Source organism: Enterobacter sp. E12, assembly GCF_014596715.2.
Lineage (GTDB): Bacteria > Pseudomonadota > Gammaproteobacteria > Enterobacterales > Enterobacteriaceae > Enterobacter > Enterobacter bugandensis.
Map to the genome: position 1 here is coordinate 1,546,145 of NZ_CP115601.1, position 23,201 is coordinate 1,569,345.

Consider the following 23,201-nt stretch of genomic DNA (forward strand, 5'->3'; position numbering starts at 1 on the left):
CCCTTTGGGGAGAGGGCCTGGGTGAGGGGCGAGGCCGCCAGACCGCACGCGGTCAATTAAACGGTGCCTCCCCGTTCAACACCTTCTCAATCACGTTTAAAACGCCTTCCTCGTTATTATGCGGAGCTTCAAAGCGCGCCTCCGCTTTAATATGCGGTTTGGCATTTGCCATCGCAAAGCTGAACCCGGACTGACGCAGCATCTCCACGTCGTTGCCGCTGTCACCAAAGGCCACCACTTCGCTGTCCTCGATGCCCCAGCGCGTTTGCAGGATCCGCAGGCCGTTGGCTTTATGCACGCCGGGGATAATCAGGTCAATGCTGCCGTGACCGGTGGTGACGGGCACCATAATGTCACTTAGCTTTTCATGCAGCAGCGCCTGAATGCGCGGAATTTCGTCATCGGAAACGTTGAGCCCGAACTTGAAGAAGATGTCGTTCAGGCTGTTGAAATCCTGCACCCTTTCGAGGCGGTGATAATATTTTGACGCGATATCAATGAAGGCATCGTCATAGGCCTTAAGCGTGTAGGCGCTGCCTTTCCCGCAGGCGATAATCTCAATGCCGGGGACGTCGTTTAAGACGGTGGCCACGGTGCTGAAATGCGCTTTTGTCAGCTCGCCGTTGAACACATCTTCCCCGGCATCGACCACCCAGCCGCCGTTTTCGGCAACAAAGGCAATTTCATGCGCGATCTCCGGGAAGAACGAGATCAGCTGGTAATACTGGTTGCCGCTGGCGACCACAAAGCGAATGCCTTGCTCCTTCATGCGCGCATACTGCGCCAGAAAGCGCGGGCGGTTATAGGTCTTGGCATCACTCAGGAATGTGCCATCCATGTCGACGGCGATCAGTTTAACGCTCATATCCCTTCTCCATTGACGTTTGTTCCGTTTCCGGCTTTGCCACCGCGCGCGCCACCAGCGCCGCGATAATCACCAACCCTAACACCACCAGCATGGCGCTGCGCAACCCGTAGTGCTCACCGAGGAAACCGAGCAGCGGCGGCCCGACCAGGAAGGCGAGGTAGCCCGTGGTCGCCACCACGCTGACGCGGGTCGGGGCATCCGGGCCGGTGTCGCTGGCGGCCGAAATAGTCAGCGGGAAGCCGAGCGACGCGCCCAGACCCCAGAGGATCACCGAGACCCCGGCAATCCAGTCCACGTCCACAAAGACGATCATCGCGATACCCAGGCCGCCGAGCAGGGCGCTGGCGCGCACTACCGCGACGCGGCTGTAGCGGTCGATAAACCAGCCGCCGGTGAAGCGCCCGACGGTCATCCCCAGCGTAAACCCGGCGTAGATCAGCGAGCCGGAGGTCGGACTAAAGCCGTGGCCGTCCACCATCAGCAGCGGCAGCCAGTCGTTGGCAGAACCTTCCGCGAAGGCCATCGCCAGCACCACCACGCCGATGAGCATCAGCTGGAAATCGCGGTAGAAGGGCAGCCCTTTTTCCGTCGAATGCTGTTCTTCAGCGGAATTCTTGCCGGTACCGTTCGGGATCGCCCGAATGCCGGTCAGGATCGGAATGATGCATACCAGCGCCGCCAGCAGGATATGCAGATTCGCGCTCATGCCAAAGGCCGTCAGCGCCATGCCGACGCCCGCGCCGGCGAGCGTGCCGAGGCTGTAAAAGCCGTGCATCATGGGCAGCACGGTTTTGTTCATCTCGCGCTCGACCGCCGCCCCTTCAACGTTAATCGCAACCTCTGCCGAGCCGAAGCTGCCGCCAAATACCGTCAGCCCCAGGGCAAACAGCACCGGCGAGGCAAACCACAGCGCGACGCTTAGCACGATCATCCCAATTACCGCGAAGCACATGGTGGTGCGGATCACCGCCCGCGTGCCAAAGCGCTTCACCAGCCACGCGGAGCAGAGAATGCCGCTCATGGAGCCTATCGACAGGCCGAACAGCACGATGCCCATCTCCGCGGTAGAGACGGACAAAATGTCGCGTATGGCGGGCGTGCGTGTGGCCCAGGAGGCCATCAGCAGACCGGGAATAAAGAAGAACATAAACAATGCCCACATGCGTAGTCGCAGGGCGTTGCGGGAAGAGGTCAGCGTCATTGGGGTAGCACCAGAAGTACAACAGTAGCGACAACACTAGCAAGTTTGTGTACATTTGTACACAAACCAGGTGAGGGATTTATGAGCAGACCACCGAACGATCCGCATCGACGTGAAAAAATTCTCCAGGCGACGCTGGACACCATTGCCGAACACGGTATTCACGCCGTCACGCACCGCAAAATCGCCACCTGCGCGGGCGTGCCGCTGGGGTCAATGACCTACTATTTCGACGGCATGGAGCCGCTGCTGGAGGAGGCCTTCACGTGGTTTACCCGCCAGATGTCGCAGCAGTACCGGGATTTCTTCGCGGGCGTCACCGGGCCGGAAATGGCGTGTGAATCCATCACCACCTTGATCCACAGCTCGCAGGTGACCACGCCGCACAACATGGCGCTGATGTACCAGCTTTACGCCTTTATGCACCGCAGCGCGGCGCTCAAAACGGTGATGCAGGACTGGATGAAGATGAGCCAGACCACGCTGGAGCAGTGGTTCGACCCGGTCACCACCCGCGCGCTGGATGCCTTCATCGAAGGGATGACGCTGCACTATGTGACTGACCGAGAGCCATTAAGCCGGGAGGAAATTCGGGCGATGGTGGGGAGAATTGCGGGCGAGGGAAACCCTTAGGCATCACTCGCCCTGCCTGTTTTACCTGTGTTCGATTTTTTTCCCGCTGGCGTCCACGACGGCTTCGCCATCCTCTTTCGTAAACGCTCCTTTCTGCGCGTCCGGCAGAATGTCGAGGACAACTTCAGACGGGCGGCACAGGCGGGTGCCCAGCGGCGTGACCACAATCGGACGGTTAATCAGGATCGGGTGTTGCAGCATAAAGTCGATAAGCTGGTCGTCGCTGAAGATATCTTCGGCCAGGCCGAGCTGTTCATAGGGCTCCACGTTTTTGCGCAGCAGATCCCGCACCGAAATCCCCATATCGGCAATCAGGGTGGTCAGCTTATCGCGCGACGGCGGGGTTTCCAGATAGAGGATAATCTCCGGCTCCGTGCCGCTGTTGCGGATCATCTCCAGCGTATTGCGCGAGGTGCCGCAGGCTGGGTTGTGGTAAATGGTGATGTGGCTCATATCAGTGGCTCATTACAGTGTGAAGGAGAGACGTAGCGCCAGCGCGGCGAGCGTCACAAACAGGACCGGCAGCGTCATGATGATGCCCGTCCGGAAATAGTAGCCCCAGGTAATCGTCATGTTTTTCTGCGCCAGCACGTGGAGCCAGAGCAGGGTGGCGAGGCTACCGATAGGCGTGATTTTCGGCCCCAGATCGCAGCCAATCACGTTGGCGTAAATCATCGCGTCCTTGAGCAATCCCGTCGCCGTACTGCCCTCAATGGAGAGCGCGCCAATCAGCACCGTGGGCATATTGTTCATTATGGATGACAGGAACGCGGTGATGAACCCGGTTCCCAGCGTGGTGGCCCACAGTCCGTGTCCGGCCAGGCTATTCAGCACGCCAGTAAGATAATCCGTCAGCCCGGCATTGCGCAGGCCATACACCACCAGATACATCCCGAGCGAGAAAATAACAATTTGCCAGGGTGCGCCGCGCAGCACTTTTCCGGTGTTTATTGCATGTCCCCGTTTTGCAACAGCGAATAAAATCAGCGCGCCGACGGTGGCGATGGCGCTGACCGGAATGCCGAGAGGTTCAAGCACAAAGAAGCCAACGAGCAGAAGCAGTAGCACGATCCAGCCCGTTCTGAACGTCGGGAGATCGTGAATGGCCCGCGCGGGCTCCTGAAGTTTCGCCAGGTCATATTCTGGGGGAATTTCCTTGCGGAAGAAAAGATGCAGCATCACCAGCGTTGCAACAATCGCGGCGATATCAACGGGGATCATCACCGAGGCGTATTCGCTGAACCCCAGCTTAAAGAAGTCTGCCGACACGATGTTGACCAGGTTGGACACAATCAGCGGCAGGCTGGCGGTATCGGCGATAAAACCTGCCGCCATCACAAACGCCAGCGTGGCCTGCTTGCTGAACCCCAACGCCAGCAGCATGGCGATGACGATAGGGGTCAGGATCAGTGCCGCACCGTCATTGGCAAACAGCGCCGCCACGGCTGCGCCCAGCAGCACGATATAAGTAAACAGCAATCGCCCGCGACCGTTTCCCCAGCGGGCAACGTGCAGCGCCGCCCACTCGAAAAAGCCGGACTCATCCAGCAGCAGGCTGATAATGATGACGGCGATAAACGTCGCCGTGGCGTTCCAGACGATATTCCAGACCACAGGTATATCGTTAATGTGAATTACCCCGCTGGCCAGCGCCAGCACGGCGCCAATGGTCGCGCTCCAGCCGATACTGAGCCCTTTGGGCTGCCAGATAACCAGTACCAGCGTAAACAGAAAAATTGCCCCTGCCAGAAACATTGCTTACTCCGTTATATCTGATTTCATGAATATGTTTTGATTAGCATGAGCCCGGGAGTCGGTTTTTCAGCTTCATGCGCGTCTCTTCCCGCAGGCAGTTCCAGCTGGTGTCGATAACGGCTGCCGCCCATGCCGGCATGTTGGGAGAGAGACGGTAATGGACCCATTTGCCCTCGCGACGATCGATAACCAGCGCGGACTCGCGCAGCAAGGCCATGTGGCGGGAGACTTTCGGCTGCGGTTCGCTGGTGGCGGAGCAGAGATCGCAGACACACAGCTCGCCCGCTTCACGGAGCAGCATGACGATGGCGAGTCGCGTTTCGTCGGAGAGGATTTTGAAGATCTGGAGCGGGTGGATCATGGGTGTTCCTGAGGGTAGATTAAATCATATTCGTTTAATCATATATGTTTTGGTGGGAAGAGAGAAGGTCAGATTACAGGAAGGGGAATTTCAGGCAACAAAAAACCCATCAACCTTGAACCAAAACGGCGGGGTTGATGGGCTCCACAAATTGGGGACATCAAAGAAAAGCAGTGGCACTAGTTATGACTGCCCCCTGCTAAAAAAGTTCTGCGCGTTACAAAAATTTTTTCATTACGCGCAAACTTAGGAGTTATCCGAGTCCCGGCCAGATGATGATAATCAGCGTACCCGCCAGCGTCAGCAGTACGTTCGCGATAGCATAGGTGCCTGCATACCCCAGCGCTGGGATGTTGCTGCGCGCTGTATCGCTGATGATTTCCATCGCCGGGGCACAGGTACGCGCCCCCATCATTGCCCCGAACAGCAGGGCGCGGTTCATACGCAGCACGTAGGCGCCGAACAGGAAGCAGATCACCACCGGCACCAGGCTGACGATAAGGCCGGAAACCAGCATCTGCCAGCCGACGGCGCCCAGGCTGTGGCCGATGCCGCTGCCTGCGCTCAGGCCGACGCCCGCCATAAACACCATCAGACCGAACTCTTTCACCATGTTCAGCGCGCCCTGCGGAATGTAGCCGAAGGTCGGATGGTTGGCTCGCAGGAAGCCCAGCATGATCCCGGCGAACAGCAGACCGGCAGCGTTACCGATGCCGAAGCTGAAGTTGCTGAACTGGAAGGTAATCATCCCGATCATCAGGCCAACGATGAAGAAGGCGCAGAAGGCCAGCAGGTCGGTGACCTGGCTGTGAATGGAGATAAAGCCGATGCGGTCGGCAACGGTTTTTACGCGTCGCGCGTCGCCGCTGACCTGCAGCACGTCGCCTTTGTTGAGCACGACGTTATCGTCGATGGGCATCTCAATCTGGCTGCGGATCACCCGGTTGAGGAAGCAGCCGTGGTCGGTCAGCTTCAGCTGCGCCAGGCGGCGGCCCACGGCGTTATGGTTTTTCACCACGATCTCTTCGGTGACGATGCGCATGTCGAGCAGGTCGCGGTCGAACACCTCTTTGCCGTTACGGAAGCTCGGGTCGAGACGGGCGTGGGCGTCCGGGTAACCCACCAGCGCGATGTCGTCGCCCATCTGCAGCACCGCGTCGCCGTCCGGGTTCGCCAGAATGCCGTTGCGGCGGATACGTTCGATGTAGCAGCCGGTCTGGCGGTAAATCCCCAGTTCGCGAAGATTTTTGCCGTCTGCCCATGCCACCAGCTCCGGCCCGACGCGGTAGGCGCGGATAACCGGGAGATAGACTTTACGTTTGGAGTCGGTATCCAGACCGCGCTCGCGGGCGATTTGCTGGGCGCTGGTCTGCAGATCCTGGTGCTGCAGTTTTGGCAGGTAGCGTGCGCCAACGATCAGGCTCACCAGACCAATCAGATAGGTCAGGGCGTAGCCCAGGCTCAGATGGTCGAGGGCGGTAGAGAGCTGCGCGCCCGCCATGCCGGAATGCCGCAGCGTATCACCGGCGCCCACGAGCACGGGGGTGGAGGTCATGGAGCCGGCCAGCATACCGGCCGTAAGCCCGATATCCCAGCCAAACAGTTTGCCCAGTCCTAACGCGATCAGCAGCGCGCTGCCGACCATCACCAGCGCCAGCATCAGATAATTTTTGCCGTCGCGGAAGAAAATTGAAAAAAAGTTAGGTCCCGCTTCTACGCCAACGCAAAAAATAAACAGCATAAAACCTAAGTTCAGCGCGTCCGTGTTAATGCTGAAGTGCTGCTGGCCTAATAATAAGGAGACGACTAAAACGCCAATGGAATTACCGAGTTGAACCGAACCCAGACGCAATTTACCCAGGCAAAGACCCAGCGCCAGTACCACAAATAATAACAGGATGTAATTCCCATTTAACAAGTCTGCGACGTTTATATTCACGGAGGCTAACTTCTTGTTTACCAGTAAGTTGTTGAATGAAAGGACTTTTTGGGCTACTGTTTTCTGGATCAGGGAAAAGCGCTAACGCTCCCTGTTTCCTGCTTTATTCCCTAAAACATTAGCTGGCGTGTAGTTTAATCGCATTAGCTACTGACAGCTACTGATTATCGCATCACCCTGTGCGTACTTTGGCATGGATTGCCGCACTGCTTTATCTGACTGGGCGTCTACCCGACGAATGTGTATTTGATAGAGATAAGTCAGGAGGATAGTTTGAATATGAAACGAAACTGGGCGGGGGTGATCAGCTGTTTTTTGCTGTTCACGGTCGTGTGCATGTCGCTCGCATTTAATGTAAAGGGCGCGTTCAGGGCGTCCGGGCATCCTGAGCTGGGGTTGCTCTTCTTCACGTTGCCTGGGGCTGCCGCCAGTTTTCTCTCCCGTCAAGGGGAGGTGGTGAAACCGCTGCTCGGCGCCATGCTCGCTGCACCGCTGTGTCTGCTGATGATGCGCCTGATGTATATTTCAACGCGGAGTTTCTGGCAGGAGCTGGCGTGGTTGCTGAGCGGCGTATTCTGGTGCGCGCTTGGCGCGCTGTGCTACCTGTTTGTGCGCAGCCTGGTTCAGCACCGACGGCACCGCAAATAAAAACGCCCTCAGGGTGAGGGCGTCTCTTCATTACTGCTCGGCAAACAGGCCCAGATGCTCTTTGGCGTAGGCCTCAAAGTCGGTGCAACCGCCGATGTGTTTCTGATCGAGGAAGATCTGCGGCACGGTTTCAACCGGCTTACCGACGGTTTTTTCCAGGTCGGCCTTGGTGATGCCTTCCGCGTGGATGTCCACATAGCGGAAGTTGAAGTCATCGCGCTCTTCGGTCAGTTTCTCAGCCAGCTCTTTCGCGCGCACACAGTAAGGGCACCCTGGACGACCAAAAATTACTGCAAACATTTCTCTCTCCTCAAAAAACAAGCCTGACGGCGAATGACACGTATAGTGCCCCATAACCCGCCGTCATTAAAGAAGGTTTCGCCTGTCGTTATAATACCTATGAGCTATGTTTCGCCAATTACACCGCGCACATCATTGCCTATACTGGCTGCCATACGTATTAAGCAAGACTAAAGAGAGACAAGATGACGCCAACCATAGACCTGCTCCAGTCCCACCGCTCCATTCGCCACTTTACCGATGAGCCGATTACCGAGGCGCAGCGTAATGCGATTATCGACAGCGCAAGAGCCACCTCCAGCTCCAGCTTTTTGCAGTGCAGCTCAATTATCCGCATTACCGATAAAGCCATGCGTGAACAGCTGGTGACGCTCACCGGCGGGCAGAAGCATGTGGCTCAGGCAGCCGAGTTCTGGGTGTTCTGCGCCGACTTTAACCGCCACCTGCAGATCTGCCCTGAGGCGGAACTTGGGCTGGCCGAACAGCTGCTGCTGGGCGTGGTGGATACCGCGCTGATGGCGCAAAACGCCTTTACGGCCGCGGAATCGCTGGGGTTAGGCGGTGTCTATATCGGCGGGCTGCGTAACAACATTCAAAGCGTGACCGACCTGCTGAAGCTGCCAAAACACGTGCTGCCGCTGTTTGGCCTGTGCCTCGGCTGGCCGGCGGACAACCCGGATCTCAAGCCGCGCATTCCTGCCGCGATGCTGGTGCATGAAAACCATTACCAGCCGGTCGATCAGGATGTCCTGAATCAATACGACGAAGAGCTGGCGAACTACTACATGACGCGCGGCAGCAATAACCGTCGCGACACCTGGACGGACCATATTCGCCGCACCATCATCAAAGAAAACCGCCCGTTTATTCTTGAGTATCTGCACAAGCAGGGCTGGGCAACGCGATAGTCCATTCCTCCTGCGCCTGCCTGCGTATATGATATGCAGGCTTTTTCCATGTCTTCAGAGAGGTGCAGGGTGAAAATTGCCATATTGTCCCGGGACGGAACGCTCTATTCATGTAAGCGCCTGCGAGAAGCGGCGGCGAAACGCGGGCATCAGGTTGAGATCCTCGACCCGATGTCCTGCTATATGAACATCGACCCCGCCGCCTCGTCGATTCACTACAAAGGCCGCAAGCTGCCGCACTTCGATGCTGTCATCCCCCGCATCGGCTCCCAGATTACCTACTACGGCACCGCCGCGCTGCGCCAGTTCGAGATGCTGGGCAGCTATCCGCTCAACGAATCCGTCGCCATTTCCCGCGCCCGCGACAAGCTGCGCTCCCTGCAGCTGCTCGCCCGACAGGGGATCGATCTTCCCGTCACGGGCATTGCCCATTCACCGGACGACACCAGCGATCTCATCGATATGGTGGGCGGCGCGCCTTTGGTGATCAAGCTGGTGGAAGGCACGCAGGGCATTGGCGTGGTGTTAGCGGAAACGCGTCAGGCGGCGGAGAGCGTGATCGACGCCTTTCGCGGGCTGAATGCGCACATTCTGGTGCAGGAGTACATTGAAGAGGCGAAAGGGCGCGACATTCGCTGTTTCGTGGTGGGGAACGAGGTCGTGGCGGCCATCGAGCGCCAGGCCAAAGAGGGCGACTTCCGCTCTAACCTTCACCGCGGCGGCGTTGCGCGGGTAGCCGATATTAGCGAACGCGAACGGGAAATAGCCGTGAAAGCGGCGCAAACCCTGGGGCTGGACGTAGCGGGCGTGGACCTTCTTCGGGCGACGCGCGGGCCGCTGGTGATGGAGGTGAACGCCTCCCCGGGGCTGGAAGGTGTGGAAAAAACCACAGGGGTCGATATTGCAGGTAAAATGATCTCATGGATCGAGCGTCATGCCACTCCGGGTTACTGTCTGAAAACGGGCGGTTAAATGGATTACCGGGCGCTTTTTGAGTACCCTATGCGAAGTTTTTACTAAAGAGGCTGCACAGCGATGGATTTACAGGTCGTACCTACACTGGATACGTTACGTCAATGGCTTGATGATGCCGGGATCACCTTCTTCGAATGTGATTCCTGCCAGGCGCTGCATCTGCCTCATATGCAGAATTTCGACGGCATTTTCGATGCCAAAATCGATCTGATTAACGACGTGATCCTTTTTTCCGCGCTGGCCGAAGTGAAGCCCTCCGCGCTGCTGGCGCTGGCCTCCGATCTCTCGGCTATCAACGCCAGTTCTTTGACGGTGAAAGCATTTCTCGATATACAGGACGATAATCTGCCAAAACTGGTCGTTTGCCAGTCTTTATTCTCCGGGGCGGGGCTGTCGTTCAAGCAGTTCGCCTGGTTTATGCGCCTGAGCGAAGAGCAAATTTCCATGGTTATGATGGAAGCCAATGCACATCATCTGCTGTATAGCGCGGAAGACGATGCTGAGAATAATGATGCATCTCCCAATTTTCTTCACTAAGCCTGTCTGACTTTTGCGCAGTCGCTGCCATAGCGGCTGCAGAAGGCCATTTTTTCTGCTGCCTTTAACCTTTCTTTAAAGAATTTTTCACCTCCCTCGAGGCCATTTCGGCTTATCACGTAGACTTAACCTGCATAAAAAATTGATAAAAGGCGTTTTTTCGTCTGGGCTATAGCCGGAGACACGGGCTACAGTTATTCTTGCGATGCTTAAAAAAGCGAGCGGAAGCTGCCGGGTAAAGAGGTTTCTTTTTATTTTGAGCAGAGCGACAAACTATGCATGATTTTTGCATATATCCTGATTGCACAGTTTTAGTTCGTTTGTTAACGAGCTTTCAGAAGGAATAACACTATGATCGCCTTGAATAAAAAATGGTTATCGGGTCTGGTTGCGGGTGCTCTGATGGCCGTCTCTGCCGGCACGCTCGCTGCGGAACAAAAAACGCTGCACGTATACAACTGGTCTGACTATATTGCGCCGGACACGGTCGCTAATTTTGAAAAAGAGACCGGCATTAAAGTGGTCTATGACGTTTTCGATTCCAACGAAGTGCTGGAAGGAAAGCTGATGGCAGGCAGCACCGGTTTTGACCTGGTCGTACCTTCCGCAAGCTTCCTTGAGCGTCAGCTGACGGCGGGCGTCTTCCAGCCGCTGGACAAGAGCAAGTTATCGAACTGGAAAAACCTCGATCCGGAAGTGCTGAAGCTGGTGGCGAAGCACGACCCAGACAACAAATACGCCATGCCTTACCTGTGGGCGACCACCGGTATCGGCTACAACGTGGATAAAGTCAAAGCCGCGCTGGGCCCGGACGTTAAGCTGGACAGCTGGGACGTGGTGCTGAAGCCGGAAAACCTTGAGAAGCTGAAAAGCTGCGGCGTCTCCTTCCTCGATGCGCCGGAAGAGATTTTCGCCACCGTGCTGAACTACCTGGGCAAAGACCCGAACAGCAATAAAGCCGATGATTACACCGGCCCGGCGACCGATCTGCTGCTGAAGCTGCGTCCAAACATTCGCTACTTCCACTCGTCACAGTACATCAACGACCTGGCGAACGGCGACATCTGCGTGGCAATCGGCTGGGCTGGGGACGTGTGGCAGGCGGCGAACCGCGCGAAAGAGGCGAAAAACGGCGTGAATGTGTCCTACTTCATTCCGAAAGAGGGGGCGCTGGCCTTCTTTGACGTCTTCGCCATGCCGGCTGACGCGAAAAACAAAGACGAAGCCTACCAGTTCCTTAACTACCTGATGCGTCCTGAGGTGATCGCCCACATCAGCGACCACGTTTACTACGCCAATGGTAACAAGGCCTCCGTGCCGCTGGTGAGCGAAGCGATCCGCAGTAACCCGGCAATCTATCCGCCAGCGGACGTGTTCGCCAAGCTGTTCACCCTGAAGGTTCAGGATCCAAAAATTGACCGCGTACGTACCCGCGCGTGGACCAAGGTGAAGAGCGGTAAATAAGTTACCGTGAGTCGTAGGCCGGGCAAGCGTTAGCGCCCCCGGCAACAGGCGCACCGTTCTGGTGCGCCTGCACCATGATTTGATCTCTACCGGAGAGCACCCCGTGAATGACGCGATCCCCCGCCCGCAGGCGAAAGTCCGTAAAGCGCTGACCCCGCTTCTTGAAATTCGTAACCTCACCAAATCTTTCGATGGCCAGCATGCCGTGGACGACGTCAGCCTGACTATCTATAAAGGCGAAATATTCGCGCTACTGGGCGCATCGGGCTGCGGTAAATCGACCCTGCTGCGTATGCTGGCCGGTTTTGAACAGCCTACCGCCGGGCAAATTATGCTCGATGGCGTGGATCTCTCCAGCGTGCCGCCGTATCAGCGCCCGATTAACATGATGTTCCAGTCCTACGCGCTGTTTCCGCACATGACGGTGGAGCAAAACATCGCCTTTGGCCTGAAGCAGGACAAGCTGCCGAAAGCCGAAATCACCGCGCGCGTGGCCGAAATGCTGAGCCTGGTGCATATGCAGGAGTTCGCGAAGCGTAAGCCGCACCAGCTTTCCGGCGGTCAGCGTCAGCGCGTGGCGCTGGCGAGAAGCCTGGCGAAACGCCCGAAACTGCTGCTGCTCGACGAGCCGATGGGCGCCCTGGACAAAAAGCTGCGCGACCGTATGCAGCTCGAAGTGGTCGATATCCTCGAGCGCGTGGGGGTGACCTGCGTGATGGTCACCCATGACCAGGAAGAGGCCATGACCATGGCCGGGCGTATCGCGATCATGAACCGCGGGAAGTTCGTGCAGATTGGCGAGCCGGAAGAGATTTACGAGCATCCGACCACCCGCTACAGCGCGGAGTTCATCGGATCGGTCAACGTTTTTGAAGGGCTGCTGAAGGATCGTCAGGAGGATGGTCTGGTCATCGAATCACCGGGGCTGCAGCATCCGCTTAAGGTCGATCCTGACAGCTCGGTGGTGGATAACGTGCCGGTCTACGTGGCGCTGCGCCCGGAGAAGATCATGCTCTGTGACGATCCGCCTGCCGATGGCTATAACTTTGCCGTCGGGGAAGTGGTGCACATTGCCTATCTGGGCGATCTCTCCATTTACCACGTGCGCCTGAAAAGCGGACAGATGCTCAGCGCGCAGCTACAGAACGAACATCGCTACCGCAAGGGGCAGCCGACCTGGGGCGACGAAGTGCGCCTGTGCTGGGACGCGGACAGCTGCGTCGTGCTGACGGTATAAGGAGCGATCATGAGCACACTTGAACCTCCAGCCCGCGTCAAAAAACCGGGCGGCTTTGCCCACTGGCTGACGCGCCTTAAGATGAACCACGGGCGCAAGCTGGTAATCGCCATGCCTTACGTGTGGCTGATCCTGCTGTTCCTGCTGCCTTTCCTGATCGTCTTTAAGATCAGCCTGGCGGAGATGGCGCGGGCGATCCCGCCATATACCGATCTGTGGGAGTGGGCCGACGGGCAGCTGACGCTGACGCTGAATCTGGGCAACTTCCTCCAGCTCACCGAGGATCCGCTCTATTTCGAAGCCTATCTGCAGTCTCTGCAGGTGGCGGCGATCTCGACGCTCTGCTGTCTGGTGATGGGCTACCCGCTGGCGTGGGCCGTGGCGCACAGCAAGCCGTCAACGCGCAACATCCTGCTGCTGCTGGTGATCCTGCCGTCGTGGACATCGTTTCTGATACGCGTTTACGCGTGGATGGGGATCCTGAAAAACAACGGGGTGCTGAATAATTTTCTGATGTGGCTTGGGGTCATCGATCAGCCGCTGACCATCCTGCACACCAACCTTGCGGTCTATATCGGCATTGTGTATGCCTATCTGCCGTTTATGGTGCTGCCGATTTACACCGCCCTGACGCGGATTGACTACTCGCTGGTGGAAGCCTCGCTCGATCTCGGCGCGCGTCCGCTGAAGACCTTCTTCAGCGTGATTGTCCCGCTGACCAAAGGCGGAATCATTGCCGGGTCGATGCTGGTGTTTATTCCGGCGGTCGGGGAGTTTGTGATCCCGGAACTGCTCGGCGGGCCGGACAGCATCATGATTGGCCGCGTGCTGTGGCAGGAGTTCTTCAATAACCGCGACTGGCCGGTGGCCTCGGCGGTGGCGATTATCATGCTCCTTCTGCTGATCGTCCCGATCATGTGGTTCCATAAGCATCAGCAGAAACAGATGGGAGATCGCGGATGAACAACTTACCGGTAGTACGCTCCCCGTGGCGCATTCTGATCCTCGTTATCGGCTTCACCTTCCTGTATGCGCCGATGCTGATGCTGGTGATCTACTCGTTCAACAGTTCCAAACTGGTGACGGTCTGGGCGGGCTGGTCGACGCGCTGGTACAGCGAGCTGTTCCACGACGACGCAATGATGAGCGCGGTGGGGCTGAGCCTGACCATTGCCGCGCTGGCGGCCACGATGGCCTGCGTTCTGGGCACCATCGCCGCGCTGGTGATGGTGCGCTTCGGGCGTTTTCGCGGCTCAAACGGTTTCGCCTTTATGATCACTGCCCCGCTGGTGATGCCGGACGTCATTACCGGCCTGTCGCTGCTGCTGCTGTTCGTGGCCCTGGCGCACGCCATCGGCTGGCCAGCGGATCGCGGCATGCTCACCATCTGGCTGGCGCACGTCACCTTCTGTACCGCGTATGTGGCGGTGGTGATCTCCTCGCGCCTGCGCGAGCTGGACCGCTCCATTGAAGAGGCGGCGATGGATCTCGGCGCCACGCCACTAAAGGTCTTTTTCATCATTACCCTGCCAATGATTATGCCGGCGGTGATCTCCGGCTGGCTGCTGGCGTTCACGCTCTCCCTCGACGATCTGGTTATTGCCAGCTTTGTCTCAGGGCCGGGCGCGACGACGCTGCCGATGCTGGTCTTCTCCAGCGTGCGCATGGGGGTGAACCCGGAGATCAATGCTCTGGCCTCTATCATCCTCGGCGTGGTCGGAATTGTCGGATTTATCGCCTGGTATTTGATGGCGCGCGCGGAAAAACAGCGCGTGCGCGATATCCAGCGTGCAAGACGCGGCTGAAGGATTTAATATTTCCGGTGATGTGCCGCGCATGACGCGGCACTGTTTTTCAGGGAAGTAAAACATTGGGATTAGTAAAAAAATCACGTATTACGCACGCTCGTCCTAACGTTCCTGCGCTGGTTCAGGTGGCGGCGCTCGCCATTATTATGATCCGCTGCCTGGACGTGCTGATGATTTTGAATACGCTGGGCGTGCGCGGCATCGGGGAATTCATTCACCGCAGCGTGCAGACGTGGAATCTGACGCTGGTCTTTTTAAGCAGCCTGGTGCTGGTGTTTATCGAGATCTACTGCGCGTTTTCGCTGGTCAAAGGGCGAAACTGGGCGCGCTGGGTCTATCTGCTCACCCAGGTGACCGCCGCAAGCTATCTGTGGGCCGCCTCGCTGGGCTATGGCTATCCTGAGCTGTTCAGCATTCCGGGTGAGTCGCGACGTGAGATTTTCCATGCGCTGGTCATGCAAAAACTGCCGGATATGCTGGTGCTCTGCCTGCTTTTCGTTCCGGCGTCCAGTCGACGGTTCTTCCGACTGCAATAATGTGTATAATCGCAGCCCTCGTTTTCCTTAAGGTTTTCATATGCAGTGCGCACTCTATGACGCCGGACGCTGCCGCTCCTGTCAGTGGATAGAACAACCGGTTTCTCAACAACTCACCGCCAAAATGGCCGACCTGCAACAGCTGCTGGCAGCGCACGCGGTGGGCGAGTGGTGCGCACCCGTCAGCGGCCCGGAGCAGGGCTTTCGCAACAAAGCCAAAATGGTGGTCAGCGGCAGCGTTGAAAAACCGCTGCTGGGGATGCTGCACCGCGACGGCACGCCGGAAGACTTAACCGACTGCCCGCTGTATCCCGACTCCTTTGCACCGGTCTTTGCCGCACTGAAACCGTTTATCGCTCGCGCGGGGTTAACGCCTTACAACGTTGCCCGCAGGCGTGGCGAGCTGAAGTACCTTCTCCTGACGGAAAGCCAGATCGACGGCGGCATGATGCTGCGCTTCGTGCTGCGTTCGGAAGCCAAGCTGGAGCAGCTGCGCGCGGCGCTGCCGTGGCTGCAGGAACAGCTTCCTCAGTTAAAGGTGATTACCGCAAACATTCAGCCGGTGCATATGGCGATCATGGAAGGGGAGAAAGAGGTTTTCTTCACCGACCAGCACGCGCTGGCGGAGAGCTTCAACGACGTGCCGCTGTGGATCCGCCCGCAAAGCTTCTTCCAGACCAACCCGACCGTGGCAAGCAGCCTGTACGCCACCGCCCGCGACTGGGTGCGCGCGTTAAACATCCATCATATGTGGGACCTGTTCTGCGGCGTGGGCGGTTTTGGCCTGCACTGCGCCACGCCTGAGATGCAGCTCACCGGGATTGAGATCTCTGCCGAAGCGATTGCCTGCGCAAAGCAGTCCGCCGCCGAGTTGGGGTTAACCAATCTGCACTTCCAGGCGCTGGACTCCACGCAGTTCGCGACCGGTCAGGGCAACGTGCCGGAGCTGGTGCTGGTTAATCCGCCGCGTCGTGGGATTGGCAAATCCCTGTGCGACTACCTGAGCCAGATGGCGCCGGAATACATCGTCTATTCAAGCTGTAACGCACAGACCATGGCGAAAGACATCGCTCAACTGCCGGGCTATCGCATTGCACGCGTGCAGCTTTTCGATATGTTCCCGCATACCGCGCATTATGAAGTCCTGACGTTGCTCGTGAAATCTTAAACAAAATGTGAACTCTGCCCGCCCATAAAATCAGGTAAGCTTACGTCATAAGAGATGAATAAAGGCTTACTCATGAAGCAAATCCTGCTGGTGGAAGACGACCACGATATCGCGGCGCTTCTGCGGCTCAACTTAGAAGACGAAGGCTACGCCATCACCCACGAGCCCGACGGGGGCAACGCCCTGCAGCGCCTTGAAAAACAGCCGTGGGATGCGGTGATCCTCGACCTGATGCTGCCCAACGTTGACGGCCTGGAGATCTGCCGCCGCATCCGCCAGATGACCCGCTACCTGCCGGTGATCATCATCAGCGCCCGCAGCAGCGAAACCGATCGGATCACCGGGCTGGAAACCGGCGCCGATGACTATCTGGCAAAACCGTTCTCCGTGCAGGAGTTGATTGCGCGCATCAAAGCGCTGTTCCGCCGCCAGCAGGCAATGGGGCAGGCGCAGGCTGACGGGCAAATTCAGGCCCACGGCCTGACGATCGATCCTCTGGCGCGCAGCGTGCTGCTTCACGGCCAGGTGGTGGATCTCACCCCGCGCGAATTCGAACTGCTGTACTTCTTCGCCCGCCATCCCGGCGAGGTGTTTTCCCGTCTGGCGCTGCTGGAGCAGGTGTGGGGCTATCAGCACGAAGGCTACGAGCACACCGTCAACACCCATATCAACCGCCTGCGCATCAAGATTGAGAAGGACGCCGCCGAGCCGGAGATAATTCGCACCGTCTGGGGCAAGGGTTACAAATTTGCGGAGCCAAACCATGATGCGCCGCTTTAGCCTGAGCCAGCGCCTGACGCTGCTGTTTGTCCTGCTGATGATGCTCTGCGCGACCGTCGCCTGCGCGGTACAGCTCTACAGCAGTATGCAGTACGGCAACGCGATGGTGCAGCGGTTGTCGGGCGGCCTGGCGCAGCAGATCGTCCAGCGGGAACCGATTCTGGACGCGCAGGGCAGGGTTGACCGCACCGCGCTGAAGCCGCTGTTCGACCGGCTGATGACCTTCAACCCGAGCGTTGAACTGTACGTTATCTCGCCGGACGGCGAAATCCTGGCCGATGCCGCACCGCCGGGCCATATTCAGCGGCAAAAAATCGACCTGGCACCGGTTCAGACCTTCCTGAGCGGTACCGCCATACCGGTACTGGGCGACGACCCGCGCAGTCAAAATAAAAAAGTGTTCAGCGCCACGCCGCTGCGGCAGGACGGCGAGCTTAAGGGCTACCTGTACATCATTTTGCAGGGCGAGGAGTCGAACGCGCTGGCGGAAATGGCCTGGCATAAGGCGCTCTGGAGCACGGTGCTCTGGTCATTGCTGTGGGTCGCGCTGTTTGGGCTGCTGGCAGGGCTGCTGGTCTGGTACTGGGTCACGCGCCCGGTCAAACAGCTGACGGTGGAGGTCGCCGGGCTGGAGCAGGACAGCATAAGCGCCATCAGGCTGCTGGCGGCACAGACGCCGGACGCGGCGGCAAAAGATGAAGTGGCGATCCTGCGCAACAGCTTTATCGAGCTGGCGCGCAAAATCACCCAACAGTGGGATCGGCTGGCCGACAGCGATCGCCAGCGCCGGGAGTTTATTGCCAATATTTCGCACGATCTCCGCACGCCGCTCACCTCGTTGCTGGGCTATCTCGAAACCCTGTCGCTCAAATCCGCCACCCTGACGCCGCAGGAGCACCAGCAGTATCTCGCCACCGCGCTGCGTCAGGGACAAAAGGTACGACATCTTTCCCAGCAGCTTTTCGAACTGGCGCGCCTCGAGCACGGCGGCATCAAACCCCAGCGCGAACGGTTCGCGATGGGAGAGCTGATTTCCGACGTGGCGCAGAAGTTTGAGCTTACCGCCCGCACGCGCGAGGTGAATCTGCATATTGACGTGCCGGGGCCGCTGCCCCTGATAAACGCCGATGTGTCGATGATCGAGCGCGTGGTGACCAACCTGCTCGATAACGCGATGCGTCATACGCCCACTGGCGGGGAAATTCGTCTGGCGGTCTGGCAGGAGAATGAACAGCTTCAGGTCGAAGTGGCAGACTCCGGAACGGGCGTGGATGCCTCGCTGCGCGACGATCTGTTCCAGCGGCCTTCGGCGCTGAATACCCAGGCATCGCGGGAGAACCGCGGCGGGTTAGGGCTGTTAATCGTTAAGCGAATGCTGGAGCTGCACGGCGGCGGGATCAGGCTGATGGAGTCCGTGAGCGGGGCGAGGTTCAGGTTCTTTGTGCCGCTGTGAGAAATTGCCGGGTGGCGCTGCGCTTACCCGGCCTACAGACCACCCCCGTAGGCCAGACCACCCGGCAAAAAGAGATTACTGCGGGAACCACTGCTCGCTGATTTTCTGGTACGTGCCGTCTGCTTTAATCGCCTTCAGCGCGCCGTTCAGTTTTTCCAGCAGGGCTTTGTTATCCGGGCGTACCGCGATGCCGAGGCCCGTGCCGAAGTACTGCGGATCGGTCACTTTCTCGGTCGCCGTACCCAGTTGCGGGTTGGTTTTCAGCCATTCGTTCACTACCGCGGTGTCGCCGAATACGCCATCGATACGGCCATTTTTCAGGTCGATAATCGCGTTCTGGTAGCTGTCATAGGCCACGGTTTTCACTTCAGGATGTTTGTCCTGCAGGTATTTCTGGTGCGTGGTGCCATTTTCCATCCCGATGCGTTTGCCTTTCAGCTCGTCAAAGGACTTGTAAGCCCCTTTCTTCGCAATCACCACCGCCGAGTTGGCGTAGTACGGGTCGGTGAATGCAACCTGCTTGCTGCGCTCCGGCGTGATGTCCATCCCGGAGATCACCGCATCGTATTTCTTGAATTTCAGCGACGGGATCAGGCTGTCGAAGGCATGGTTGGTAAAGGTGCAGTCGGCCTGCATCTGCTTGCACAGGGCTTTCGCCAGGTCGATATCGAAACCGACGATCTGATTGCTGGCGTCCAGCGATTCAAACGGCGGATAGGTGGCCGAAACGCCAAAATTGATTTTATCAGCAGCGGATGCGCCAGCGGCGAAGGTGGCGAGTAGTGCGGCCAGAACTAACTTTTTCATTGTAATGCTCCCGTCTGTCTATCTTGTCATTATGCGCCGTGTCTGCGGCATGGATGTACAATGCCAGTTAATGAATTTATATGCAATAAATATGATTAAATATTGTGTGTGGTATAAAAAAAAGCGGATAAGCCATCGGGTTATCCGCTCTGGTAATTACGTTTTATGCACTCGCGTGATTAATTTCTGCGCTCAAACGCTAACGCTTTACGCTCAATCAGTCGCATCATCAGCGTCAGCAGACCGTTCACCACCAGATAGACCACGCCGGCCGCGCCGAACACCATCACGTCATAGGTGCGCCCGTACAGCAGCTGCCCGTGACCCATCACTTCCATCAGGGTGATGGTGTAGGCCAGTGAGGTACTTTTGAACACCAGCACCACTTCGTTGGAGTAAGAGGAGAGCGCGCGCTTGAAGGCGTACGGCAGCAGGATCGCCAGCGTGTCTTTTTTGCTCATGCCCAGCGCCCCGCAGGACTGCCATTGTCCTTCCGGGATGGCACGGATCGCCCCGTAAAACAGCTGGGTGGTATAGGCCGCGCTGTTCAGCGAAAGGGCAATCAGAGCGCAGAGCCACGGCTCAGAGAGCAGGTGCCAGATAACCGGATACGCCTGCAGTGACGGGAACTGGCCCGGACCGTAGTATATCAGGAAGATCTGCACCAGCAGCGGCGTACCGGTAAACAGGGTGATGTAGCCGCGCACGATCCACACCAGCACCGGCGTTTTCAGCGTCAGGATGATGGTGAAGATGAGCGCCAGGATCAGCGCCACAATGATGGACGCCACGGTCAGCGTCAGGCTGGTGTGCAGCCCTTTCATCAACTCCGGGAAATATTCAAGCATCAGCCTGGTCTCCGTTCAAAGCGCGTCGCACGCAGGTCAATACGCTTGAGGATGTACTGACTGAGCAGCGTGATTACCAGGTAGATAGCCGCCGCCACGATGTACCAGGTAAATGGCTCCTGAGTACGGGTGGCGATGCTTTTGGTTTGCAGCATCAAATCGTTCACGCTGATCAGGCTCACCAGCGCGGTATCTTTCAGCAATACCAGCCACTGGTTACCCAGGCCCGGCAGGGCGTGGCGCCACATCTGCGGCATCACCAGACGGAAGAAGATCGCTGCTTTCGACATGCCCAGCGCCTGACCGGATTCCCACTGCCCCTGAGGTACCGCTTTCAGCGCACCGCGCAGGGTTTGCGACGCGTACGCGGAGTAGAGCAGGGAGAGGGCAATCACGCCGCACAGGAACGGACTGACGTCGAAGTTTTCAATCTGCATCTGCACCGGGATCTGCGCAAAGCCAAGATTGATCGTGAAGCCGTCAGACAGCGTGAGCAGCAGCTGTGAGGAACCGAAATAGATAAACAGGACCACCAGAATTTCCGGTAGCCCACGCAGCACGGTGACCAGCGCGGAGCCTGTCCAGGCGACGGGGAACCATTTGGCGGATTCCCACACCGCAAAGAACATCGCCAGCACGAGGCCGATAATCAGTGCGCAAACGGCAAGGCCGACGGTCATCCCGGCGGCGCTTGCTAAAGGAAAAATTTCATTCATCAGGAATTACTTCTGGAACCATTTTTTGTAGATGGTTTCGTAGGTGCCGTCTTTCTTCACTTTTTCCAGCGCAGCGTTGAATTTCTGCTGCAGCTCGGTGTTGCCCTGACGAACGGCAATCCCCAGACCGGTACCGAAGTAATCTTTATCGGTCACTTTGTCGCCCACTGGCGCCAGTTTGTCGTTGGCTTTCAGCCACTCGGTCACGACAGCGGTATCACCAAATACGCCGTCGATACGGCCATTCTGCAGATCCAGCTTCGCGTTCTGGTAGCTGTCGTACGGAACGGTGGTGATTTCCGGATGTTTATCCATGATGAATTTCTGGTGCGTGGTGCCGTTCTGCACGCCCACTTTTTTGCCTTTCAGCTGATCGACAGAGGTGAATTTACCTTTCTGACCAATGAACAGGGCGGAGTTGTCGTAGTAAGGGGTGGTGAACAGCACCTGCTTTTCGCGCTCGGGGGTGATGTCCATACCGGCCATCACGGCGTCAATACGGCGGAACTTCAGGCTTGGGATCAGGCTGTCGAACGCCTGATTGCTGAAGGTACAGGTTGCGTCGATCTCTTTACACAGGGCGTTTGCCAGGTCTACGTCGAAGCCAACAATTTTGTTGTTCGCATCGATGGACTCAAACGGAGGGTAGGAGGCTTCCGTGGCAAAACGAATGGTCTGGGCTGCGGTAGCGGAAAGGGTAACGCCAGCAAGCAGCACGGCAAGTAATACTTTTTTCATTATATTTCCCCTGACACAATCAATGAGATAAATAGTTTTTGAAGGCATCGGTTTGCGGGTTCGCGAAGCAGCTCGCGTCACCTTGCTCAACGATATACCCGTTTTCCATGTAGACCACACGGCTGGCGGTTTTACGCGCCACTTCCACTTCGTGGGTAACAATGACCTGCGTAATATTGGTTTCCGCCAGCTCGCGAATGATGCTGACGATCTGGGCGGTGATTTCCGGGTCCAGCGCCGCGGTCGGCTCATCAAACAGCAGTACCGCGGGCTCCATCATCAGCGCGCGGGCAATCGCCACACGCTGCTGCTGACCCCCAGAGAGGTGCAGCGGATAGCGGTCGCTGTAGGGCTTAAGGCGCAGACGCTCCAGCAGCTTTTCAGCACGCGCGATGGCCTGATCTTTGCTTAACCCCAGCACGCGGCACGGGGCTTCAATCAGGTTTTGCAGCACGGTCAGGTGCGGCCAGAGATTGTATTGCTGGAAGACCATGCCGACGTTTTGACGCAGTTCGCGTATAGCTTTATCTGACGGGGTTTTCGCGAAATCAAAATGGTTACCGGCGATAGCCAGCGTACCGGAACGGGGCATTTCAAGCAGATTAAGGACGCGCAGAAGGGAGCTTTTGCCTGCACCGCTTGGGCCAAGTAAAACCAGCGTTTCGCCTTCCGGGCAGTTCAGCGTGATGTCAAACAGCGCCTGGTGTGCGCCGTAGAAGCAGTTAATGCCGTTTAGTTTAATACTCATCGGGGCAGTCTTTACTCATCCAGGCAATCTATAGCAATTGAGGCCGCAGATAGTACCGTTGACAGAATAGTTATGCAATATTTCTGCGTTAAAAGTTAAATATAACCCGCATTTCCTCTTAAACATAGCACAAAATAGCGAACGGCAAGGTCGGCGAGTATAAATGTCGGCATTCCGCGTGAAATGCCGGACATTTTACGGGGGTAACATTTTTATCACTAATGATCTAGCGGTTCTCAATTGACTGGCGCAGCGTGCCGGCCGGGGCATGAACGCTGCCGCCGATATAGCGCACATCGTCCACCGCCCAGCACTGGCCTTCACGGATCATCAGCACTTCGTCCTGCCAGGTTTGGGTTCCCTGGGTCAGCTTCACGCGCAGCGGAATGTTCCGCGCATCGGTGTTCGGGATGGTTGACGCGCTGGCCACCTCGGCGCTGTCCGGCAGCGTGGTGCGGCTGGAGAACGGATCGGATTTCAGCAGGGCGTTATGCTGTGGATCGCGGGTGGCGTCGTTAAGCAGTTTTGCAAGATTATCGCTCAGGTACGGGCGCAGGGCGGTGAGATCATTTCCGCGATGCTGAATGCGGTAATCATAGAACTGTTGCGCCACGGTATCCGGGCCGCCGTCTATGCAGGGGCCGCTGCGGGTACCTATATCCTTAAAGGCTGGCGTGACCGTGGTAGTACAGGCGCTGAGCACCAGCGCACAGGGCACTAAAAGTGTTAAAGCAGAGTAGCGCATGTTGATTTCCTTATTTATTAACTATCCT

Annotated in this window: 26 protein-coding genes; 13 read left to right on the forward strand and 13 right to left on the reverse strand. The window is 57.4% G+C overall.

Annotation, left to right across the window (positions count from 1 at the left end):
- Positions 1-52 precede the first annotated feature (52 nt).
- Together IB212_RS07310 and IB212_RS07315 are read right to left on the reverse strand one after the other, a co-directional pair.
- Positions 53-865 carry a Cof-type HAD-IIB family hydrolase gene (locus IB212_RS07310; protein WP_059355492.1) on the reverse strand — a complete coding sequence of 271 codons (813 nt, stop codon included), beginning with the start codon at positions 863-865 and terminating at the stop codon, positions 53-55.
- A complete protein-coding gene (locus IB212_RS07315) occupies positions 855-2,069 on the reverse strand; it encodes an MFS transporter (RefSeq protein WP_041910681.1) in 1,215 nt (404 codons plus the stop codon). Before IB212_RS07315 ends, IB212_RS07310 begins: the two co-directional genes overlap by 11 nt.
- A gap of 81 nt (positions 2,070-2,150) precedes the next feature.
- Here IB212_RS07315 and IB212_RS07320 point away from each other — a divergent pair, with 81 nt between their 5' ends.
- Complete coding sequence (locus tag IB212_RS07320) at positions 2,151-2,702, forward strand: TetR/AcrR family transcriptional regulator (RefSeq protein WP_028012492.1); 552 nt, start codon at positions 2,151-2,153, stop codon at positions 2,700-2,702.
- 21 nt (positions 2,703-2,723) lie between these two features.
- Here IB212_RS07320 and arsC read toward each other — a convergent pair whose 3' ends face one another.
- From arsC to IB212_RS07340, 4 genes are all read right to left on the reverse strand, one after another.
- Positions 2,724-3,155 (reverse strand): glutaredoxin-dependent arsenate reductase, encoded by a 432-nt coding sequence (gene arsC, locus IB212_RS07325; RefSeq protein ID WP_041910680.1) that lies wholly within the window; start codon positions 3,153-3,155, stop codon positions 2,724-2,726.
- Positions 3,156-3,167: 12 nt separating this feature from the next.
- A complete protein-coding gene (locus tag IB212_RS07330) occupies positions 3,168-4,457 on the reverse strand; it encodes an arsenic transporter (protein ID WP_163332975.1) in 1,290 nt (429 codons plus the stop codon).
- A 40-nt stretch (positions 4,458-4,497) separates the two neighbouring features.
- Positions 4,498-4,818: a metalloregulator ArsR/SmtB family transcription factor gene (locus IB212_RS07335; protein ID WP_041910678.1), complete on the reverse strand. Its 321-nt coding sequence runs from the start codon at positions 4,816-4,818 to the stop codon at positions 4,498-4,500.
- Between the two features lie 253 nt (positions 4,819-5,071).
- Positions 5,072-6,757 carry an aspartate:alanine antiporter gene (locus IB212_RS07340; RefSeq protein WP_014169303.1) on the reverse strand — a complete coding sequence of 562 codons (1,686 nt, stop codon included), beginning with the start codon at positions 6,755-6,757 and terminating at the stop codon, positions 5,072-5,074.
- Positions 6,758-7,036: 279 nt separating this feature from the next.
- Between IB212_RS07340 and IB212_RS07345 the strand changes: the two genes are divergently transcribed.
- Positions 7,037-7,405: an inner membrane protein YbjM gene (locus IB212_RS07345; RefSeq protein WP_080339193.1), complete on the forward strand. Its 369-nt coding sequence runs from the start codon at positions 7,037-7,039 to the stop codon at positions 7,403-7,405.
- Positions 7,406-7,435: 30 nt separating this feature from the next.
- Here the strand turns inward: IB212_RS07345 and IB212_RS07350 are convergent, their stop codons facing one another.
- Positions 7,436-7,705 (reverse strand): GrxA family glutaredoxin, encoded by a 270-nt coding sequence (locus IB212_RS07350; protein WP_028012502.1) that lies wholly within the window; start codon positions 7,703-7,705, stop codon positions 7,436-7,438.
- Between the two features lie 185 nt (positions 7,706-7,890).
- Here IB212_RS07350 and nfsA point away from each other — a divergent pair, with 185 nt between their 5' ends.
- The 11 genes from nfsA (at position 7,891) to IB212_RS07405 (ending at position 18,571) form a co-directional block, all read left to right on the forward strand.
- A complete protein-coding gene (gene nfsA / locus IB212_RS07355; protein ID WP_028012503.1) occupies positions 7,891-8,613 on the forward strand; it encodes a nitroreductase NfsA in 723 nt (240 codons plus the stop codon).
- 69 nt (positions 8,614-8,682) lie between these two features.
- Positions 8,683-9,585, forward strand: coding sequence for a 30S ribosomal protein S6--L-glutamate ligase (gene rimK / locus IB212_RS07360; protein WP_028012504.1), 903 nt, complete (start codon positions 8,683-8,685; stop codon positions 9,583-9,585).
- Between the two features lie 63 nt (positions 9,586-9,648).
- The gene (locus tag IB212_RS07365; protein WP_003858385.1) at positions 9,649-10,125 is read left to right on the forward strand and encodes a YbjN domain-containing protein; all 477 of its coding nucleotides are present in this window, start codon (positions 9,649-9,651) and stop codon (positions 10,123-10,125) included.
- A gap of 351 nt (positions 10,126-10,476) precedes the next feature.
- Complete coding sequence (gene potF / locus IB212_RS07370; protein WP_041910676.1) at positions 10,477-11,589, forward strand: spermidine/putrescine ABC transporter substrate-binding protein PotF; 1,113 nt, start codon at positions 10,477-10,479, stop codon at positions 11,587-11,589.
- A 103-nt stretch (positions 11,590-11,692) separates the two neighbouring features.
- Positions 11,693-12,826, forward strand: coding sequence for a putrescine ABC transporter ATP-binding subunit PotG (gene potG / locus IB212_RS07375; protein ID WP_045630953.1), 1,134 nt, complete (start codon positions 11,693-11,695; stop codon positions 12,824-12,826).
- A 9-nt stretch (positions 12,827-12,835) separates the two neighbouring features.
- Entirely contained in the window at positions 12,836-13,789 is a 954-nt protein-coding gene (potH, locus tag IB212_RS07380; RefSeq protein WP_041910674.1) for a putrescine ABC transporter permease PotH, read from the forward strand.
- Positions 13,786-14,631, forward strand: a complete 846-nt coding sequence (potI, locus tag IB212_RS07385; protein WP_028012508.1) for a putrescine ABC transporter permease PotI — start codon at positions 13,786-13,788, stop codon at positions 14,629-14,631. The genes potH and potI overlap by 4 nt, the downstream gene beginning before the upstream one ends.
- 65 nt (positions 14,632-14,696) lie before the next feature.
- Positions 14,697-15,170: a YbjO family protein gene (locus tag IB212_RS07390; RefSeq protein ID WP_028012509.1), complete on the forward strand. Its 474-nt coding sequence runs from the start codon at positions 14,697-14,699 to the stop codon at positions 15,168-15,170.
- A 40-nt stretch (positions 15,171-15,210) separates the two neighbouring features.
- On the forward strand, positions 15,211-16,338 hold the full coding sequence (gene rlmC, locus IB212_RS07395) for a 23S rRNA (uracil(747)-C(5))-methyltransferase RlmC (RefSeq protein WP_041910673.1): 1,128 nt from the start codon (positions 15,211-15,213) through the stop codon (positions 16,336-16,338).
- A 72-nt stretch (positions 16,339-16,410) separates the two neighbouring features.
- The gene (locus IB212_RS07400) at positions 16,411-17,118 is read left to right on the forward strand and encodes a response regulator transcription factor (protein WP_041912037.1); all 708 of its coding nucleotides are present in this window, start codon (positions 16,411-16,413) and stop codon (positions 17,116-17,118) included.
- Positions 17,102-18,571: an ATP-binding protein gene (locus IB212_RS07405; RefSeq protein ID WP_188245753.1), complete on the forward strand. Its 1,470-nt coding sequence runs from the start codon at positions 17,102-17,104 to the stop codon at positions 18,569-18,571. The genes IB212_RS07400 and IB212_RS07405 overlap by 17 nt, the downstream gene beginning before the upstream one ends.
- A gap of 75 nt (positions 18,572-18,646) precedes the next feature.
- On the opposite strand, the gene artJ is transcribed toward IB212_RS07405, so the two are convergent.
- From artJ to IB212_RS07435, 6 genes are all read right to left on the reverse strand, one after another.
- Positions 18,647-19,378: an arginine ABC transporter substrate-binding protein ArtJ gene (gene artJ / locus IB212_RS07410; RefSeq protein ID WP_015571008.1), complete on the reverse strand. Its 732-nt coding sequence runs from the start codon at positions 19,376-19,378 to the stop codon at positions 18,647-18,649.
- A gap of 179 nt (positions 19,379-19,557) precedes the next feature.
- A complete protein-coding gene (gene artM, locus IB212_RS07415; RefSeq protein WP_028012513.1) occupies positions 19,558-20,226 on the reverse strand; it encodes an arginine ABC transporter permease ArtM in 669 nt (222 codons plus the stop codon).
- Positions 20,226-20,942, reverse strand: a complete 717-nt coding sequence (artQ, locus tag IB212_RS07420; RefSeq protein ID WP_119934913.1) for an arginine ABC transporter permease ArtQ — start codon at positions 20,940-20,942, stop codon at positions 20,226-20,228. The genes artM and artQ overlap by 1 nt, the downstream gene beginning before the upstream one ends.
- 6 nt (positions 20,943-20,948) lie before the next feature.
- A complete protein-coding gene (artI, locus tag IB212_RS07425) occupies positions 20,949-21,680 on the reverse strand; it encodes an arginine ABC transporter substrate-binding protein ArtI (protein WP_008500032.1) in 732 nt (243 codons plus the stop codon).
- A 19-nt stretch (positions 21,681-21,699) separates the two neighbouring features.
- Positions 21,700-22,428: an arginine ABC transporter ATP-binding protein ArtP gene (artP, locus tag IB212_RS07430; RefSeq protein ID WP_008500030.1), complete on the reverse strand. Its 729-nt coding sequence runs from the start codon at positions 22,426-22,428 to the stop codon at positions 21,700-21,702.
- A gap of 226 nt (positions 22,429-22,654) precedes the next feature.
- Positions 22,655-23,173 carry a lipoprotein gene (locus IB212_RS07435; protein ID WP_028012515.1) on the reverse strand — a complete coding sequence of 173 codons (519 nt, stop codon included), beginning with the start codon at positions 23,171-23,173 and terminating at the stop codon, positions 22,655-22,657.
- Positions 23,174-23,201 lie beyond the last annotated feature (28 nt).